This window comes from Hydrogenophaga sp. GW823-FHT04C09, from assembly GCF_058796355.1.
In genome coordinates, this window is record NZ_JBXAIO010000005.1 from 303,317 (window position 1) to 320,340 (window position 17,024).

At 55.8% G+C, this 17,024-nt stretch carries 14 protein-coding genes; 7 read left to right on the forward strand and 7 right to left on the reverse strand.

What is annotated here, in order from left to right:
• Nucleotides 1-2 precede the first annotated feature (2 nt).
• Both AC1Q9M_RS16255 and AC1Q9M_RS16260 read right to left on the reverse strand, forming a co-directional pair.
• Nucleotides 3-1,376 (reverse strand): ThiF family adenylyltransferase, encoded by a 1,374-nt coding sequence (locus AC1Q9M_RS16255; protein ID WP_492434616.1) that lies wholly within the window; start codon nt 1,374-1,376, stop codon nt 3-5.
• Nucleotides 1,373-2,497, reverse strand: coding sequence for a multiubiquitin domain-containing protein (locus tag AC1Q9M_RS16260; RefSeq protein WP_492434617.1), 1,125 nt, complete (start codon nt 2,495-2,497; stop codon nt 1,373-1,375). The genes AC1Q9M_RS16255 and AC1Q9M_RS16260 overlap by 4 nt, the downstream gene beginning before the upstream one ends.
• 159 nt (nt 2,498-2,656) lie before the next feature.
• Here AC1Q9M_RS16260 and AC1Q9M_RS16265 point away from each other — a divergent pair, with 159 nt between their 5' ends.
• A complete protein-coding gene (locus tag AC1Q9M_RS16265) occupies nt 2,657-3,079 on the forward strand; it encodes a helix-turn-helix domain-containing protein (RefSeq protein WP_492434618.1) in 423 nt (140 codons plus the stop codon).
• Complete coding sequence (locus AC1Q9M_RS16270) at nt 3,076-3,621, forward strand: ImmA/IrrE family metallo-endopeptidase (protein WP_492434619.1); 546 nt, start codon at nt 3,076-3,078, stop codon at nt 3,619-3,621. The genes AC1Q9M_RS16265 and AC1Q9M_RS16270 overlap by 4 nt, the downstream gene beginning before the upstream one ends.
• Before the next feature lie 2 nt (nt 3,622-3,623).
• Here AC1Q9M_RS16270 and AC1Q9M_RS16275 read toward each other — a convergent pair whose 3' ends face one another.
• A complete protein-coding gene (locus AC1Q9M_RS16275; RefSeq protein ID WP_492434620.1) occupies nt 3,624-3,809 on the reverse strand; it encodes a hypothetical protein in 186 nt (61 codons plus the stop codon).
• 72 nt (nt 3,810-3,881) lie between these two features.
• Entirely contained in the window at nt 3,882-4,871 is a 990-nt protein-coding gene (locus tag AC1Q9M_RS16280) for a hypothetical protein (RefSeq protein ID WP_492434621.1), read from the reverse strand.
• A 969-nt stretch (nt 4,872-5,840) separates the two neighbouring features.
• Here AC1Q9M_RS16280 and AC1Q9M_RS16285 point away from each other — a divergent pair.
• Both AC1Q9M_RS16285 and AC1Q9M_RS16290 read left to right on the forward strand, forming a co-directional pair.
• Nucleotides 5,841-6,665 (forward strand): DNA/RNA non-specific endonuclease, encoded by an 825-nt coding sequence (locus AC1Q9M_RS16285; RefSeq protein ID WP_492434622.1) that lies wholly within the window; start codon nt 5,841-5,843, stop codon nt 6,663-6,665.
• 298 nt (nt 6,666-6,963) lie between these two features.
• Nucleotides 6,964-8,325, forward strand: a complete 1,362-nt coding sequence (locus AC1Q9M_RS16290; protein WP_492434623.1) for a S8 family peptidase — start codon at nt 6,964-6,966, stop codon at nt 8,323-8,325.
• A 321-nt stretch (nt 8,326-8,646) separates the two neighbouring features.
• On the opposite strand, the gene AC1Q9M_RS16295 is transcribed toward AC1Q9M_RS16290, so the two are convergent.
• Nucleotides 8,647-9,057 (reverse strand): hypothetical protein, encoded by a 411-nt coding sequence (locus tag AC1Q9M_RS16295; RefSeq protein ID WP_492434624.1) that lies wholly within the window; start codon nt 9,055-9,057, stop codon nt 8,647-8,649.
• Between the two features lie 721 nt (nt 9,058-9,778).
• Between AC1Q9M_RS16295 and AC1Q9M_RS16300 the strand changes: the two genes are divergently transcribed.
• On the forward strand, nt 9,779-10,318 hold the full coding sequence (locus AC1Q9M_RS16300; protein WP_492434625.1) for an HAD domain-containing protein: 540 nt from the start codon (nt 9,779-9,781) through the stop codon (nt 10,316-10,318).
• Nucleotides 10,319-10,440: 122 nt separating this feature from the next.
• Here the strand turns inward: AC1Q9M_RS16300 and AC1Q9M_RS16305 are convergent, their stop codons facing one another.
• Nucleotides 10,441-11,052 (reverse strand): hypothetical protein, encoded by a 612-nt coding sequence (locus AC1Q9M_RS16305; protein ID WP_492434626.1) that lies wholly within the window; start codon nt 11,050-11,052, stop codon nt 10,441-10,443.
• Nucleotides 11,053-13,285: 2,233 nt separating this feature from the next.
• Nucleotides 13,286-14,433, reverse strand: a protein-coding gene (locus AC1Q9M_RS16310; RefSeq protein WP_492434627.1) for an IS3 family transposase whose coding sequence is annotated in 2 segments (ribosomal slippage) — nt 13,286-14,172 and nt 14,172-14,433 — 1,149 coding nt in all. Because the reading frame shifts where the segments join, the coding sequence is not laid out codon by codon here.
• Nucleotides 14,434-14,837: 404 nt separating this feature from the next.
• On the opposite strand from AC1Q9M_RS16310, the gene AC1Q9M_RS16315 reads away from it, so the two are divergent.
• Together AC1Q9M_RS16315 and AC1Q9M_RS16320 are read left to right on the forward strand one after the other, a co-directional pair.
• On the forward strand, nt 14,838-16,214 hold the full coding sequence (locus AC1Q9M_RS16315; protein WP_492434628.1) for a DNA cytosine methyltransferase: 1,377 nt from the start codon (nt 14,838-14,840) through the stop codon (nt 16,212-16,214).
• 160 nt (nt 16,215-16,374) lie between these two features.
• On the forward strand, nt 16,375-16,965 hold the full coding sequence (locus tag AC1Q9M_RS16320) for a hypothetical protein (protein WP_492434629.1): 591 nt from the start codon (nt 16,375-16,377) through the stop codon (nt 16,963-16,965).
• Nucleotides 16,966-17,024: the final 59 nt, after the last annotated feature.

Below are 17,024 nucleotides of genomic sequence, written 5' to 3' on the forward strand. Positions count from 1 at the left end.
GATCACCGTCGACTCAGGCGCGGAAGGCCGAGCAAAGGCTCTCCATCTCCCATTGCCAGCCAGGGGTTGTCATCCATCAAGAACGCATCTTCGCCGGATACATCTGCATCGCCGGCTGCAAGTTGGGTTACCGTCCTTGAATAGCCTTCGTTGGAATCGTGACGGTAGCCAAAGAAGCGAGCTAAAAACTCCAGGGAACAGTCTGATGCAGCTCGCATGTTTAGGGCAATTACATCAGGCGCTTGCTCGCGCCGCCCTTTGATGTAACCGTCCTTTAGTTGCTTTTCGTAAGCAATAGGGTCTGCATCTTTGAGCTCTTCCGCGCGCAACTTTTCGGGCGTGTACACACCCCTATCACGCAGCATCGGTCCACCAGGTCGAACGTAGTCGACTCGGGTACACACCTCGCTGATAACTGATGCGCCATTTACAGTTCTGGTTGGTATGGAGACGCCTACGTCAAAGAGCGCTTGCAAGAAGCAAGACGACATCAGGTCTGCAAAGAGACGTGCGTCCAATCTGTCCACACAGCTGAACACTACGTCGCACTGCGCGACCAGTTCGACTGCTTCTCGCTCGAGGATTGACATGAAAATCGGCTGAGCAATCTCGTCGTCTCGATATCCTGCTACTGCCGCTGAAAACATCTCGACCTTCCGTCTCTTGTCTTCAGCATCCTTGCGGGTGGAGTGCAGGATGCGGTTGAGGTTCTTCGCTTCAACACGGTCATGGTCCACGAGTAGTAGCTTTCCTATTCCCATTCTGGCTAGTTGTTCGGCCACGACCGACCCAGTGCCGGAGACGCCAATGACGGCGGCACTGAGCCGCCCCATTTCTTCGCGCATCTCTGTCCCGAAAGTGAATGGGTGGTGAGCGGCAGGCTTGTCTGACCACCAGCGGCGAACGTCGTGGCCGACAACCGTGACCAACTCGATATCTGACCTTCGCATCGAACTGTCGTACAGCCTTGCCCGCACTGCTCCATTCGGCACCATGATTGCTGTGCCATGAGGGCGTTCGATGGCTGCATGCAAGCTTGGCACTACTGCCTTGTCGCTCTCGTCGTCCATCCGTGAGAATTCGAACAGATTGCCCGGATGGGAGTGAATCAAGACGATAGTCATACTCTTGGCTTCAGCCTTGTCGATTGCGTCTTCTATCGCATCGCCAGGCCAAGTCAGGTAGTCGGCCTTCCGGACCTTGCAGACTTCGTAGGGAACAAGTAGCACATCAGCTGCCAGCAACCGTAGGCGAGGTCCTGGTGCGCGCGTGCATAAGATGATTGCAGCTGCCTCCAGGCCATCGCCCGGGAACAAGTGAGCCTTGAGGCGGTCATGCAACTCGAGCGTTAGGGTCAGGCTCGCAGCTGCCGTCATTCGCCCACCTCGCGTGCGAGGCAGTCGTCCACGAGAGCCAGGTGCGTGATGACGTTGTCGGTCATGGGCTTCCATTGAGTGGCTCCTGCGCGATGACGCGACCACCGTTGAAAGTTTTTTCCGAGAATGAGCTCGTGATGCTGTGTAGCGGCAAGCTCAACGCCATTCAGAAGCGCCAGCGGCTCATTGACAAAGAACATGTCAATCTGTGCCGCAGGATAGTTTGCGGGCACTTGCAGCGCAAGAGTTACTCTCGCTCGGTTGTACCCGGCCGGCACCGGATAGTTGTGGATGAGGAGCCACTGGTTTGCGCCATCTCGGACCGCCTCCCACGCACAGTAGACGCGATTGAGGAAAGATTCATCCACGGGCTGAAGGGCAAACGCACGCCGGCCCTCGGGAGGTGCCTCACCGTTGTTGATGTCCTTGGGCGTCAGGCGCAGCTTCTCAATGCCCTTGGTTCGCAGGTCAATGACGTAATCCAGGGTCACGGACTTCTTCGGTTGGCCAACCACCTTGAGGAAGATGTGCCACTCCTGATTCGCGTCGAATCCTGCGCGCTGGATGGCGTCGCGCACGACAGCGTGGGGCTGCGTGTACTCAAGGTCAATGTCCTGGACCTTCAGAGTCCACTTACGCTCCTTTGCGTAGAAGGCCTCTACACCTTTGGCATCAAGGCTCACAAGTTGGCCGTCTGCGACCTCCATGTCTGCATCTTCCTGGCGCTCCAAAAGGACTGCCTTGGACGGAGCAATTGAGCCCAGTCGACGAATTTGAGCACCGGAGATGATGCTGCACGGCCACTCCAGCGCAACGCCATCAATCGTCAGTCGATAGCTGCGGTCGCTTTCGACGACGATGAAGCGATTGATGGCATCAGGCTTCAGCTTGGCGATCTCTTGAGGGCGAAGGTCCTCAAGTTCGCCACTGTCCAGGAAGTGCAAGACGATGGCGCGCTGTCCGGGCTTGAAGCCTGCAGCAGCAGCGATCTGCGAGCCCGTGGGAGTGTCATCGCTCAAGTCAACTGGTCGGAAGACCAATTCTGTGTCTGCCACCTCGATTCGAGAGACAGGGTGGCCATTGCTGGCCTGGGAAGGTTGAGTGTTGTTGAGGTGTTCCATGTCCAGCTCCTTTCATCTGGAATAGGTCAAGTTACTTGCTTCGACGCCCGTCGATTGCTATAAAGCAACTTGCGAAGTGACTATACCCAACGAAGTGCCCTTAAGCAAGTTATTGCTTCAGAGCAATTAGCAACCATTTGTAACAGAAGGAGCGTGTGCATGACGACCAAGCAGGAGTTCGACGCGGCCGGGTTTTTCGCAGCCCTCGAAAGGTCGGTCAAAACTCGGCAAGTCAGCTGGAAAGATGTAAGCAGAGAAACCGGTGTCAGCCAAACAACTTTGACCCGCATGGGCCAAGGTCGTCGACCGGACGCCGCAAGCATGGCTGTGCTATCTGCATGGGCAGGGATAAACCCAGCCAACTATGTTCCCAAGAAGCTGCACCACAGACCGATGGGAAACACTATGGAGCGCGTTGCGCTCTTGTTCCGTCAGGACGCACAGCTTAGTGATGGCGCCCGGAATCAGCTCGAGTCCATCGTGACTTCAGCCTACCTCGCACTCAAGGACATCCCCTCAGAGCAGTCCAACAAGCTTGAGGACACCAAAGAGGGCGAGGATAGAAGTAAGGACAGCGAATGACGTTTGCAAAGGGATTCAAGTCAGACTGTGAGCGCCTCGTCGCACAACTGCGCGAGGAGCTCACTCTTCCGCCATTCATGCCACTGGACATGGGTGAGGTGGCGAAGCACCTTGAGATCCCTGTTTTCTCTCTCTCGAGGTACGTGGAGTTGGCCGGCCTCAACCGATCAGCGCTTCACCTGGACGAGATTTACGGCCATGTGTCCGCGCTCACGTATTTTGTGGGCAGCCATCGGACCATCCTCTTCAACGATGAGCATCCACCACCACGCCACAGATCCGATATGGCGCACGAGCTGGCGCATGCCCTACTGGGTCATCCTCCAGATGACGCGGGGCTGTCATCGTCGCAGCACAAGCTTCACGAAAAGGAAGCTGCGTGGCTCAGCGGTGTGATGATGCTCACCGCAAGCCAGGCGCGCACCATCGTGGATTCGGGCTGGAGCTTGTCCAAGGCTCTCGACCACTACCTACTGAGTCCAGAGATGCTCAGATTTCGGATGAATGTCACAGGAGCCGCTAAGCGCGCAGCAACCCTCTGAACTCAGTACAGAGACTTATCGCGAATCTTGTCTGCGCGTAGCCGCGCCTCGCGCAGGTAGTCCGCAGTGCGCGCCACATAAGTGCCGCGCATACGCTGCTCAAGCTCGGCAAGCTTGCGGTCCGCTACGGGCCGAAGATTTGAGATTCGGTCCAACGGTGAATTCATTGCTTTGGGTGTCGTCTTCATGATTTTCTCCAAGCGGGAAATGGGCTATGTCGCCCAACACTGATGAACAACCCATCGAAGAAACCCACAATTTTAGCGATAGGTCCTTAAATTACCCGCAATCTCCTTTAGAGAAGTCACTTCTTCGATGAATGGTTGGTATTGCATGGGCCTGCGGTTCGAGCGATCCAACCACAACGAACCTTGGTCGTCGTGCAGCAAGAACGCAGGAAATGAGTCGTGCGCTCCTGCAGTCGCATCGAGAATAAAGCGCGCAGTGACCTCTCCGGCATTTCTCTGGGCCTCCGTCGCGATTTCGACAACCCAGATGAACTGCGGCATGGCTAGTTCAAGTGCGGCAGAAACGAACTCAGCGGGAAGCGCGCGAGCTTGCTGACGTAGAAAGCGATGCCACGATGCGGTGGTAGTGACGAAACAGCGGGTGATGAGGTCTGTACGCCCGGCGAGTCGCTCGAACCCTTCAGGGGGGCCGCGCAAGACTTCCGCCGCAAAGTCGAGAACCGGACGCGCCGGAAGGAATATCTTCTCTGGCAGAGGAACAATGAAGCCGTCGAACTCATCGACGAAGTATGGCTCGCCTCGACCGGTTCTCTCGATTGCAAGGTAAGGATGAAAGTTGTCATCAACAACCAGAAGATGAGACACGTAGTCCCACGCCCTCGACTTGTTCTTGGTACCCACAGACTGAACGTGCTGCGAACACCTGAAGCCGACCAGTGCCACTGCGTGGCCTCGTTTGCTCTGAACACCAAATAGCGGAAACCCCGATTCGAGGTAGGCGAGCATCTCGTCAAAAAAGCGAATGTCTGGGTCAGCCCCTGCGACTGGCTCCTCACCGTGCACTAGCAGCGGGTAGGTGCCGGACGCTGCGAAGATTCGTTCTGCATCTCTTGCAGTGATACCCAGTGAAGGTAAGAGACCTCCTGGTTCGAACTCTCTACCCGTCAGCGAGACGTCGTGGACCAGCACTTCGGGGTAGTGTGAATAGCGCTCGCTGTAGTGCCTCAAGATGGTCCAGCATGCGGTATGGGCACATACGGCGATGTCGCTGTGCTGTTGCATGAAGGGAAATCCTTGCACGTGCACGCGGTAGCCCATGACATGACATTTATGCCGATGTTCAATTAGCTGGCCCTTGCAATCCCGAATCATCGCAGGGCTCAAAAGTGATCTGCCTATCGTTTGAATCCTGGTGGGACGTAGGACCATGTAACCTAGATACCCATTCGCGACTTCATTCTCCTCAACGTCTTCGGAAGCGTTGAAGGACAACGCAACTGGGTCAGTTCTGAGAGACCAGCCACTTTTGAAAAAGTGAAGTCGTACGCAATGAGGGCTGTAACTCGCGCCCTTCTTAGAGTAGTAGTGGTAGAAGGTGCTCCGGTAGTCCTTATCAATGTATGGAAACTCAACCAACACCCCCCCTACCACCGAGCTCAAATGCTCTTCTAGCCAAGAGGCCACTTCGTGTACGCCATACTCTTGCGGGTCAATGAGCAGCGAAAGTTGTGCGTAGTCTTCGGACTCCCGAACGTCCAACCATTGATACATCTCTCCTGGTCCCCAGTGTGTAGTAATTGAGACGGACTTCAGGGCTTAAAAGCACCTCAAGCCAGTTCTTCGCGAGCTCCGAGTGCAGTCTATTGCAAATGTTCGAGTGCAATTGCCACCGAAGGGGCGCGCTGCTGTAGAGCGTGACTATAAGCACGCAATCACCTGTCCACGCGGAGGCGTTACGGGTGCACGGAGGTACTGAAGATCTCTGCAAAATTACCCATTACCCCGTCCCACAAATTTGGGATGCCGCCAATCACAGCCAGTGCGCTCCACTGCGGAAATACGAAATCAGAATCAACGTTGACTACTGGTGAAGCGAATGCCAAACTCCAAATATTGGAGGGATGAATTATGGTAGCTAGCATGCGGCCGAGGCTTACGTTTGCTCCTGTACGCGCAGGAGGAGCCGCGACTCTTCTGGGCATTCGCAAGACCCCAGACCCGATTGAGAACTATGAAAACCGCATAGGCTACATGGAAGGATTTGTAGATCCGTCCGAGCCGCATCTTTGCGTCCCGTTGCCGACGCTGACCAAAGCAGTTAAGTCCACGGTGCAGACCTTTAAGTGGAAAGGGAAGGCCTGTGAAGTACTCGACTACACACACTTTTCAACGATTCACTCACGGGTTCGCAAGCTCCCAATCCTGAGTGCTGTGAACATCGACGGCAAAAATCTCCAAAAGTCCACCAAATCTCATAAGACATGGCGCCCCGACCCAAGGATTCCCACATCAATACAGCTAGTTGACCAAGTCTACGGGGTTCAGAGCAATGGCTTCTTTAGTCGTGGACACATGACACGAAGAGTAGACCCAGGTTGGGACGTGCCGAAGATTGCCAATCAAGCCGACGAAGACACCTACCATGCGACGAATGCGGCCCCTCAGGTTCAATCCTTTAATGCCGGCGTATGGGGAAAAATCGAGGACTACATTCTCAAGAACACGCGTGGCGCGAGAAGAATATGCGTCATGACAGGCCCGATATTTCGCAAGTCAGATCCAATCATCCACGGGCTACCAATACCCCTCCAGTTCTGGAAAGTGGTGGCCTTCGTCAATCCAAACACAGGGATGCTTGCAGCCACCGGCTACGTGTCATCACAAGCAACCGAAGTGGAGGGCTTGCAAGTGTCCGCAGTTTTTGGGGATGTGGAGAACACTCAACGCCCAATCACATACATCGAGAAAGTCTCTGGACTACGCTTTCCTGTGCTGAGACCAATAGACGTGCTGAGCGGAGCGTCTGCCACGTTTGCAGCGCGCCTTCGTGACGTGCGAGACATCATGATTGAGTAGCCTTTTCGCGCCTCTTGCAGCTGCAGAACGCTTCGCTTCTCGCAGCCGAATCACCATCTACAAACAAGTAAAACCAGACCGGAGCACATGCATGTCGCGATACGAAGAGGCCCCTCAAACCAAGCGACTTATCGTCGTGCCGCCTGCTAGTACCTCGCCCTCAAGCGTCTTGATGGTCCGGCGGGCCGCCCACACGTCGAATCAAGCCATGGCAAGGCTTAGAGCCTCTGGCCGCCTCCTAGACACAAAGCCCAGAAGTGGCCCAATGTCAACGCGGGCTGCCGCCCCGCCAGCAGACGTGACGACGCTACCAGCCTCCGTCCGTGTCGTCGACACTTCAAAGGTTGATGGCTCGCTGCTTGTGGAACCTCACGGAAAGACGCTCGACGAGGTGCTCAACGCGCTTCCACCAGGCTCTGATGTTTTCGAAGAGCACTGGTATCGCTTAGAGAGATCCGGCTCACCTTGGCTGCTGCGAACGGGACGGCAGCGTGACAAGCCTGCATCCGGGAGTGGCGCGAAAACCATAAGCATCAAGGTCACAGTGGGCGGCACAACAGCACTTGCAGACGTACCCGTGACGTTGCTTATTGGACGCCAACAGCTTCAGGCGACGACCACGAAGTCGGGTATCGCACGGTTCAAAGTTGCGGCGACTGCGAAGACTATCAGGCGTGTATACATTGACCCGCAGCACTCAGCCTGGCCTGTCTACTTCGACGATATGGAGCTCACCGGCGCTACGCTCAAGTTCGACGTGCCAGCGTTGAATGAGCAATACGAAGACACTCGAAACTTGGTGTATGGCAAGCCTGCAGCGAGTGGCGCAGGCGTAAAAGTTGCGGTCGTCGACAGTGGAGTTGGCCCTCATCACGCGATCAGGATTGCCGATGGACTCAATACCACGGGCCTGGAGCCTGAAAACAGATTCGGCGACTGGGATGGCCATGGAACGCATGTGGCAGGCGTCATCGCAAGTCGCGCTGAAGGGTGGCGCCGTGGTGAGGCCTCTCAAGTCGAATTGCTCGCGTATCGAGTATTCGAGAAGGACGCCAAGTACGCCAACAACTTGTCCATTCGCGACGCTATCGTGGATGCGGCCCAAAAAGGTTGTTGTCTTATCAATCTCTCTCTAGGCGGCGGCCCGTGGGACCGTTTGATTGAAGTGGCAGTTCAAACCGCCTGGAGCCTTGGTTCCGTCTGCGTCGCAGCGGCCGGCAATGACGGAGCAGCGGCAGTAGATGTTCCGGCTCGTTATCCCAATGTCTTGGCCATTTCAGCCTTCGGGTTGGAGGGCTCATGGCCAACCGGGACGACATGCGCCCTTGAGACAGTAGATGCCCCAGCTCGCGGCAAACTGATTAACGGCAAACGCGTCTTTCTCACCGGTTTCTCAAACTACGGCCAAGAAATCAGCTTCACCGCACCTGGGTCTGCCATTGTTTCCACACTCCCAGGAGACCGATACGGCGTTATGTCCGGTACAAGCATGGCCGCTCCAGTCGCTACCGGTGTTCTGGCTGCACGGATAGCAGCGAATTCGCTCCACGCTATGGAACCGAACGCCAAGCGGTCTGAGGCCATCGTGAACCTTGCCCGCAAACACGCACTCTCATTGAGGTTACCAGTCGATATGCAAGGCTTTGGACTAGCGCGATAATTGTGTTTATGACCACGTATGTCATCTTCAACCCTTCCCCTGACGCGTCGCTCACGCAGCAAGCTTCAACTCTGGCCAAGGGGTTGGGCTTGACCGTGCACTCCGCGAAGTCGGGTGCTATCTTGGTGACTGGACAGTCAGCAAAGGTCAAAGCTGCGGCTAAAAAGATGCCCGGTGGAGAGTGGGAAGTCGTCCCTCAACGTAGCGCAACGACGATTCCTGAGAAAAAGGAACAACCACATCGACGCGTGCTTGTTGGCACCGCCAAGAAGAGCACAAGTTAGCCGGCTAGGCAACTACGCACAATTTCTAAGCTGCGGGCTAACCCTTCATATTTGACCAAGTCGTGGTCTTTGCATGCGCGGCGAACTCGCGCTTCGTAGCACCCGTCTTGCCTTTGCGCGTCCACGTGTCTCCTGAAGGAAGCCTGTAGGTCACGCCAACTTCAGGAGCATTGCCGTCACTGTCCAAATCGGAACGCTCCTTCTTCGGGGTGCGTCGCGTACCTCCGACCAGGTCTGCCAGCGTGTCCTCCATCTCAGAGCTACGCATCATCTTTAGCAGGTGGATGACCGCGTCCTTCTTTGTCCGGCCCATATGCTTAAGCTTGTCCGAGAGAAAACTCATGGTGCTCTCGAACTCCTTAGTGCTCTGCTCCTCAGCTTGCCGTATCAAAGAGGCCGCAAGTTCCCGCAGCTCTACTGCACTCATGTTTGATGTGTCGGTCTTCATGGTTTAGGTCACGCCTTCAGCAAGAAGCCCACATCATAGAGATGGTCCGCTGGCACAGCACTCATCATCTCCTGGTTGCCAAAGGGTTGCCCAAGCGATTCGCGGCAACCACTTCCTCACTGTCGCGGTCTTTCCTGCCTTCAAGACAACAGCCGGGCGCCGTGCTCACAAATCCGAACACGCCACCCATCTCCCCATGTAGTTCGCGTGTCCTCAAAGCGTTTGACGGAGGCTCACGGGGCTAGTTTGGCACGTCACTTGGCGGGTTTTCTGGCGAAAACCACGCGGGCGTATGTGCGCTCTCAAGCCATTGATTTCAAAACACATTCGCTGCCGCCACGGCGACGGTGGTGACGTGTTTGGCGAATGTTTTGACGGATTTCTTGGCAGGTCTAAAACGCAGTCCCAACGAGAATTCAACAGCCGGCAATACAACCTACCCGGCAGTGAATCAGTTTTGAGATGCTCGCCCCAGAAACGCTTACGCAGCCTCACATGCAGCTCGGGAGGTGGTTGCTTTTGCTATCGAGACGCGCGCTGTCGAGGCCTAGAACTTGCGCGGCTCGGATTGGAAACGTAGTCGTCTGGTGCAGGCACCGAACTTAGGATACTGGCTAGTTGACTGAGCGTGCAAGACGAGGCAGGCTCGGTCGCTCGCAAACGATGAACGTAGAGTCGAATGCATCTCAACGCGTCCCAACCCGTCGCTATCCGCTGAAGCATGTCAAAGAACGAAAACGCGTCCCCGCAAACTCCATCGTCCCGACCGCTGCTGTTCTTAGACCTTGACGACGTGCTTTGCCTAAACTCACCCTACGGAGGCTACGACGTCGTTGTTACCCCTCGTCCTGAGGACCTCTGGGCAAAGTTGTTCGCGCAAGGCGCAGTTGACATCCTGCTGACAGCCATTGAAGAACATCGACCGCGCGTGGTACTGACGACAAGCTGGCTTCGTCTGCTGGATAGGCAAGGCTTCGAGGGTGTCTTTCAAGCGACGGGACTCGGAGTAGTCGCTCAGAACCTCCATGAACAATGGGACGCTCCGCAGAACAGGGGTGAAACTCGGCTGGAAGCTATAGAGCGCTGGCTCCTCAATCATCATAGAGACGAGCCATTCGTGGTCTTGGACGACACGTTGTCAGGGACGGGATTGGCAGGCTCCCGAATCGACCACATGAGGCGCCTGGTTTTTTGCGACGTCAATGTGGGTTTGCATGCAGGTCACGTTGCAGCTATCAATCGGGCTCTAAGAAAAATCTGATACCCAAGAATTCTCGCGTGCTAGCGAGCCAAGCGAAGGCAAAAACTCGACACGATTTTCGACCCTGGAGACGCGCGATGCCGAAGGCATGAGAGCGTGACAGAAGCATATGGTGAAAACTACTACGTCATCCCCATCATGCCAACCCTTGCTTCTCCAACATGCGCTATGTCTGGTGTCAACTCGCGGCCCAAATAGCTCATATACGCCGCAGGTTGTCCCAGCACTCGCGGCTTACAGAGGGTGAACGGCTGAAAGCCAAACTTGTCAGCCATTGCCAGCTGAATATCGCCGCCGATGCTTTTTGACGAAGCATCGTCAATCTTGTCTTGAATGACGTAGCGCGGTATCCGGCTGAGGGGTCGACCCGGAACGGACTCTCGGGAAAACGCTTCCTGTATTTTGGAGCGCATAGCATCCCTTTCGTCACCAAGGTAGAGGAACTGCTTGTCCCCCATGTCGCGGTGAGCGCTTAGGACGAGACGTGCAATGCCATCAGCTCCGAGTTGCGGAGCGAAGTGGAATGCAGACAGACACTCTTCTTTGTGGCAATACCCGAAGATGGCCGCCTCAAAGACCGATTGCGGGCCGACTCTCTGTTTGTATTCATCGAACGTATTGCTGAAGAGCGCCAAAGCATGCTGAGCGACTTCAGCGAGCGAAGGGATGTATGAATGGGGTGATATCAGATCGTTCAACAGGGGCGCTATGTTCAGCAGGCTGTTTTGCCCCATCAAGGTACTTCCTGCGAAGCAGTAACCATAGCTATGTGCGTAGTAAACCCGCGAGAACAATCCGTTGGGGCCAGGCGACCTACACACAACTGGTAAGCCAAACATCTTGGCCCCGTCCTCAATCAAGACTGCACCGTTGCTACTGCTCACACGACTGTCTGCAGCAATCCACAGCGAAGGATTGCTGGGGTCCTCGTGATTGCACCAAATGGCTATTGCCGTCATAGGCTGCACTCCCTTTGCTGTACAAGCGCGGTTTGGCTAGCTGTTCCACAGTTCGGCCTGCCACCCATAAATCACAAACAAGATGAATGTGCCAAGCGTGTAAAGAGAATTGAAGATCCAACTATGGACACGCTCTGCAAGAGTGCCTCCACCGAAGCTCTGAAGATCACGAGTGAGCTGCCAGAGAGTAGCCCAGAGAATGACGCCAACAGCCACTGCCTGAAGAAGATTGCTAGGTAAACTAGAAATTGTGCCTACCAGCGACTTTAGAGCGCAGCCAGCCAGCATGCCCGTCAACGCCGCGACGAGAACAGCCAAGGCCGATTTACATAGGGACCTGCGTAATCCTAAAGACCGGAGACGAGCGTTCGTAAGGTGCTCTTCGAAGTTCGGTACGTACGCTCCGCTCAGATAGCTTGCGCGGAGGTCTGGAGAAGTAGACAGCTCCCAAGCGATGTCATGCTCAACGGAGTACTGAATGAATTTTGCCGGTCTGAAGCAGAAGAGCAGCAGCGCCTTGACGCGGGAAACTCTCTTGTAAGGGCGTTCAAAAGATTCCATTTTGGCAAAAAATCCGACGCGACATGCCAGCATGCCTGGACAGAAAATGAGGATACAGAATCATACGTCCACCATTTCTAACGTGTCACGCACCGTACTATCGCAGCCCTACTTTGAGTATCCAACGCGAAGAGCAGTGAGTCGGTAAAAGAGTTTTACTAGCAGCACTAGCTGCTCGTGCTCCTCTGGTGTGCCCCACGGCTCGAACAAGTTTCCATGTGCAACTTGGTTTCGAACCTTTCGCCAAGCTGCCATTTGCGCGCGTGTGATGCGACCTGAGTTTTCAAGCCGAGCTAAGTACCTGGCGGCTGAAGGTTTATTCAAGGTTTGAAGCCATCCACTCAGTCGACTACGAAGAGGCCCCTCCGGCATAGATAGGACTAGCGTTCTAAGGGGGCCTAGGTCCTCTTGCGCGAACTCCGCAGGGGAAGAGGCGAACACTGGGTCGAGCTTTGCCAGACCCTCGATGGCGCTAGCTACGGAGAGCGCGATTACCCAGTGTGAACCCGATTGGCGAGCTTGTATCACCTCGTGGTGAAGACGTGTGAGTTGGTTGGCCTCAAACCCAGGATGCCCGTCAGCACTTCTGTGCATGGCGACATATGTCAGGTAGTCAGCGTAGAACCTCCAGAACTCTGCCCCAGTCTGGCTACTCAGCTCAGCAACGCAGCCGCCAAAAGTTTCACGAAGGACTGGAGCAGGCCTTACCCAAACAGTAGAAGTGCCATCAGCAAAATTGCGGGCTACTAGCCGTGGATAGATTAGTTGACCGCGAAGCGCTCGCAAAGGCTCAGACAGCCAGTTCTCAAGATATGGATGATTGAGCCTCTCGCTTGTCCGTGCCGTAATGCATAACTCATTGCGCTGCGGTCGTGCCCAAGCTGTAATTTCAGCTCCCAGAACATCCATGCGATGTCGACCGCCCAGCCTACTCCAGCCCAATCTGGCCCCACCCAAGCTGGCCGTGTTAGTCATAAGCTCGGTAAAAGGCACCTTTGGAGCAGAAGAGAATGCCAACTCAACACCGCTCACTTCTTCGTCATGACGTGTGCTTGTGAGGAGAGAAGCGCATTCACCGAAGAATTGATAGCGCTTACCTAGGACATCACCTAGCTCGGGTCTCACCCATCCTGCGTTCCATTTGCGCCCGTGCTCATCAGTGGCTATCAGGCGCATGGCCGTAGTGTTGTCGTCTACTTCCTTCCCACATCGCAGAAGTGCCAGTTCGCTCTGACTCTCTTCACACGCACTCGCGTCCATCTCAAAGAGTATGGACTCCGACGAATTCAGCGTGAGTCGCCCCGAGCCTTCAAAAATAGGAGAACTACCGTCATGCCATGACTCGAGAAGCATCGTTGGACACTTGATGGAGTGTTCGCTTGCCTCAAGCAACCATTCGAACGAGGCTAGTGCTTTCTGGGCTGCTGCCGGTTCCGTTGACACCGACCTAAGCTTCTTGAGCTCGCTCGAACTGTACGGGACTGAGATAGCCGAGCGTCGAATGCCGACGCGTCGGGTTGTAGAAGCACTCGATGTAATCGAACACGTCTGAACGGGCCTGCCCTCGCGTTCGATACACCTTCCTGGCCGTGCGCTCGGTCTTGAGGGAGCTGAAGAAGCTCTCCATGGCTGAGTTGTCCCAGACCTCGCCGGCCCTGCTCATGCTGCAGGTGATGCCCTGTTCGTCCAGCAGCTTCTGGAGGTGCTCGCTGGTGTACTGGCTACCCTGGTCGGAGTGGTGCAGCAAGGCCACGGGTCTGCCCCGGCGCCACACGGCCATCATCAGCGCGTCCACCACGAGCTGGGAGGTCATGCTCTCCTGCATCGACCAGCCCACGATGCGACGGGAGTACAGGTCCAGCACCGCAGCCACGTACAGCCAACCTTCTGCTGTCCAGATGTAGGTGAAGTCGGCCACCCACTTCTGGTTCGGGCCATCGGCCTGGAACTGGCGGTCCAGCACGTTGTCAGCCACCGCGCTGCGCGCGCCCCGGTCCTTGGGCAGTCCACGACGACGGGGTCGAGCACGCAGTGCCTGCTCTCGCATGAGCCGCTCAATGCGGTGCAGACCACAAGCCTGACCTTGCTCCAGCACGTCGTGCCACACACGGCGTGCGCCGTAGGTGCGGTCGCTGCGCACGAAGCTCTGGTGGACCTGAGCGCCCAGCACTTCATCGCTGAGGCTGCGTTGGCTCCTGGGCCGCGTGAGCCACGCGTAGAAGCCGCCTCGCGAGACACCGAGCGCCTCGCACATCAGATTGACCGGCCAGGCCCCCCGGTGTTTCGCCACGAAGCCGAACTTCACATCGACTCCTTCGCGAAGTAGGCCGCGGCTTTTTTCAGGATGTCGCGCTCCATCTTGAGCTTGGCAACCTCCTTGCGCAGCCGCGCTATCTCGATGTCCTGGGCCTTTTGCTTGCCGTTGCCAGGGAACGCCTCCTGGGGCTCCTCTCGCAGCTCACGCACCCACTTGCGCAGCACGTTCTCGTGAACGTTCAGGTCCTTGGCCGCCTGGGCCACAGCCACCCCACGCTCAGTGACCAGCCTGACCGCCTCGAGCTTGAACTCTCGGCTGAATGTCCTTCTTCTCTCCATGAACCACCTCCGGTTTCATCTTCCACCTTAACAAGGTGTCTTTGAAACCGGCAGCAGCCCATTCATCATGAGCTGAGTCTAAGTTCAGTCCAGGCTCACTTGACAGGAGCGCTAACGAAGCACAAGGACTGGATGTCCAAACGGTCCAAACTGACCTCTCATGGTCTTGCCGCAATCTGGAGAGGTTGTTGAGCAGCAGCCTGGTTTTTCTCTCGCCCATCCGACGCGACTCTATGACCACCAGGATGAGGAGCTGAGAGGCTTGCTTAGGGGCGAGCCTCAACCTTTACTAAATGCCGTGGACGCGCCTAGGCGTTCTGAAAGGCTAAACCCCATTCGCTGAACCGCTGCACGGGAGGTTTGAACCGTGCGACTTCGCATGACCGACCCGTGCGGAGTCGGTTTTGCGACAGTCAGTTTCTGCACCTCTGCGGGTGCTCGAGTTCTTTGCGGGTGTAGGTGGTTTCCGTGGTGGTCTTGAGGGATTTCCTGGTCTTGTCGAGGCAAGTTCTGGGCAGCGGCAGTTTCAAGTCGTCTGGTCGAATCAGTTTGAGCCGGCCACCAAGCGGCAACACGCTTCAGAGGTGTACGCCGCACGTTGGGGCTCTGCAGGTCACTCCAATGAGGACATCAACCAAGTGCTTGCGAGCTCAGAGAAATTCTCGCAAGTCCTTGCCACCAACGCGGATGTGCTCGTCGGTGGCTTTCCTTGTCAAGACTATTCCGTAGCGAAATCAGCCAGTGCCGCCGCCGGAATCGAGGGAAAGAAGGGGGTGCTTTGGTGGTCAATCCATGAGACTCTTCGGCGGCATTTGGAGGCAGGACAGCCTATCAAGCACGTCATATTGGAGAACGTGGACCGACTGCTCAAGAGTCCCACCGCATGCCGGGGCCGAGATTTCGCCATCATTTTGGCCTCCCTCGGGCAACTGGGGTATGCCGTCGAGTGGCAGGTCGTCAACGCCGCAGACTACGGCTTTCCACAGCGCCGCCGCCGGGTTTTCATCGTGGCGCATCACAACAGCACCGGCGTGTACAAGACTATCGCGGAAGCCAATGTTGACAGCTCCTCGTTTCAGCTGGGCGAGCACGTGCCCCGGGACCTTGCCGAAAGCGTGCTCAAGGCCGCTCTACCGTGGAAGGCGAAAAGTGCAATGACAGCATTTCGTCTGCCTGCTGACCCTCTTGAAGCTCAGGCCTACTACACCTGCCTCGGGAGCGGGAGTAGCCGATTTTTGACGTCGGGGGTTTACATCAAAGGCGAAGTGGCGACTTTGGAGACGACTGCTCAGATGCCTGATGCTACGAACGACCAGTGCGCGCACGCTCCTCTCAACCTGGGTGATGTAGTGAAGGCCACTGACGAAAGTTGCATACCCACTGAGTACTTCATTGCATCTGAGGAGATTTCCAAGTGGTCCTTTCTCAAAGGCGGAAAGTCTCTAAAGCGCACGTCACGAACCGGCCATGAGTACACGTACTCCGAAGGTGCAATGTCTTTCCCTGACCCCTTGAGCAGGCCGGCGCGGACCATCATCACTGCGGAGGGAGGTAGCGCCGCGTCGCGATTCAAACATGTTGTTCAGGCAAGTGATGGCCGACTCCGTCGACTCCTACCCGAAGAGCTCGAGACTCTCAACGGTTTCCCACGAGGATTTACTGCGCATGAAGGCGTCTCAGACACCAAGCGCGCATTTTTTATGGGCAACGCTTTGGTGACAGGCGTCGTACAGAGAATCGGAGCTTCACTCGCAGCAGCCAGATGTGAACGAGAGAGTTGAGAATGTTGGCCCGTTTGCATGAGCAGACAGCTCTCCTGCTCAGCAGATGGCACGCAGCTCCGAAAGAAATTTTCCCGGTTGCACTCGAAAATTTAAGAGAGGTTCCTAGACGACTTGCAGCACACGCTTCTTGCTGCAGACTTTTCAAGGAACCTCTTTTATGAACAACCAAAACTCACAGACCGTACTCACACTCGACATCGAACGATTTGTCAGTCGAGTGTCACTTCTGAATCCTCAGAAGTTGGATAAACCGACTCGTCGCGGTTTGACCGTGGCACCTCGCCTGCCCATTCTGGATATCCATCTTGATGAGCCTGTTCGACCTCCACGGTTTCGCATTTCTCTTATGGCAATAGACAAGTGCGACCTTCTGTTCTTCGACGTGGAGATGGGCGACAACTACTACTGCAACGTTGCCAATCCCGCCGACCCCGCTGTGTACCAAGCAATGCAGCAGTGGGATACGGCAGGGTTCATGAGAGTCCGCCTGAAAGGCTCCGACGGCTTCAACCAAATCGGACGTGACGCATTCACTCTGGAGCCGATTCTGGAGAAGGCTTTCAAGGACACACAAGGTGCGAGAAATCATCTTGATGATGTTCAAGACCGATTTCGGACTCTGCTTCAACCAGGTGTTATGGAGTCGTTCGTAGCGATGCGAACGATGAGGCAGTACAAGAGCGTGCGAGCGGGCTTTCTCACAACTCAGTATTCCCACCCAGGTCTACCTGAGGCCTCCAGGAATTGAGAAGAGAGTCACAGCCGCTGGTCACCAGATTCTTTCCATGGTCGCGAGACTACGTAGAG

Excerpts from the sequence above, each read along its gene's own strand:
- AC1Q9M_RS16280 (WP_492434621.1), bottom strand. The coding sequence starts at position 4,871 with ATGCAACAGCACAGCGACATCGCCGTATGTGCCCATACCGCATGCTGG.
- AC1Q9M_RS16270 (WP_492434619.1), top strand. The coding sequence starts at position 3,076 with ATGACGTTTGCAAAGGGATTCAAGTCAGACTGTGAGCGCCTCGTCGCA.
- AC1Q9M_RS16305 (WP_492434626.1), bottom strand. The coding sequence starts at position 11,052 with ATGGGGCAAAACAGCCTGCTGAACATAGCGCCCCTGTTGAACGATCTG.
- AC1Q9M_RS16320 (WP_492434629.1), top strand. The coding sequence starts at position 16,375 with ATGAACAACCAAAACTCACAGACCGTACTCACACTCGACATCGAACGA.
- AC1Q9M_RS16275 (WP_492434620.1), bottom strand. The coding sequence starts at position 3,809 with ATGAAGACGACACCCAAAGCAATGAATTCACCGTTGGACCGAATCTCA.
- AC1Q9M_RS16285 (WP_492434622.1), top strand. The coding sequence starts at position 5,841 with ATGGAAGGATTTGTAGATCCGTCCGAGCCGCATCTTTGCGTCCCGTTG.
- AC1Q9M_RS16255 (WP_492434616.1), bottom strand. The coding sequence starts at position 1,376 with ATGACGGCAGCTGCGAGCCTGACCCTAACGCTCGAGTTGCATGACCGC.
- AC1Q9M_RS16295 (WP_492434624.1), bottom strand. The coding sequence starts at position 9,057 with ATGAAGACCGACACATCAAACATGAGTGCAGTAGAGCTGCGGGAACTT.
- AC1Q9M_RS16300 (WP_492434625.1), top strand. The coding sequence starts at position 9,779 with ATGTCAAAGAACGAAAACGCGTCCCCGCAAACTCCATCGTCCCGACCG.
- AC1Q9M_RS16265 (WP_492434618.1), top strand. The coding sequence starts at position 2,657 with ATGACGACCAAGCAGGAGTTCGACGCGGCCGGGTTTTTCGCAGCCCTC.
- AC1Q9M_RS16260 (WP_492434617.1), bottom strand. The coding sequence starts at position 2,497 with ATGGAACACCTCAACAACACTCAACCTTCCCAGGCCAGCAATGGCCAC.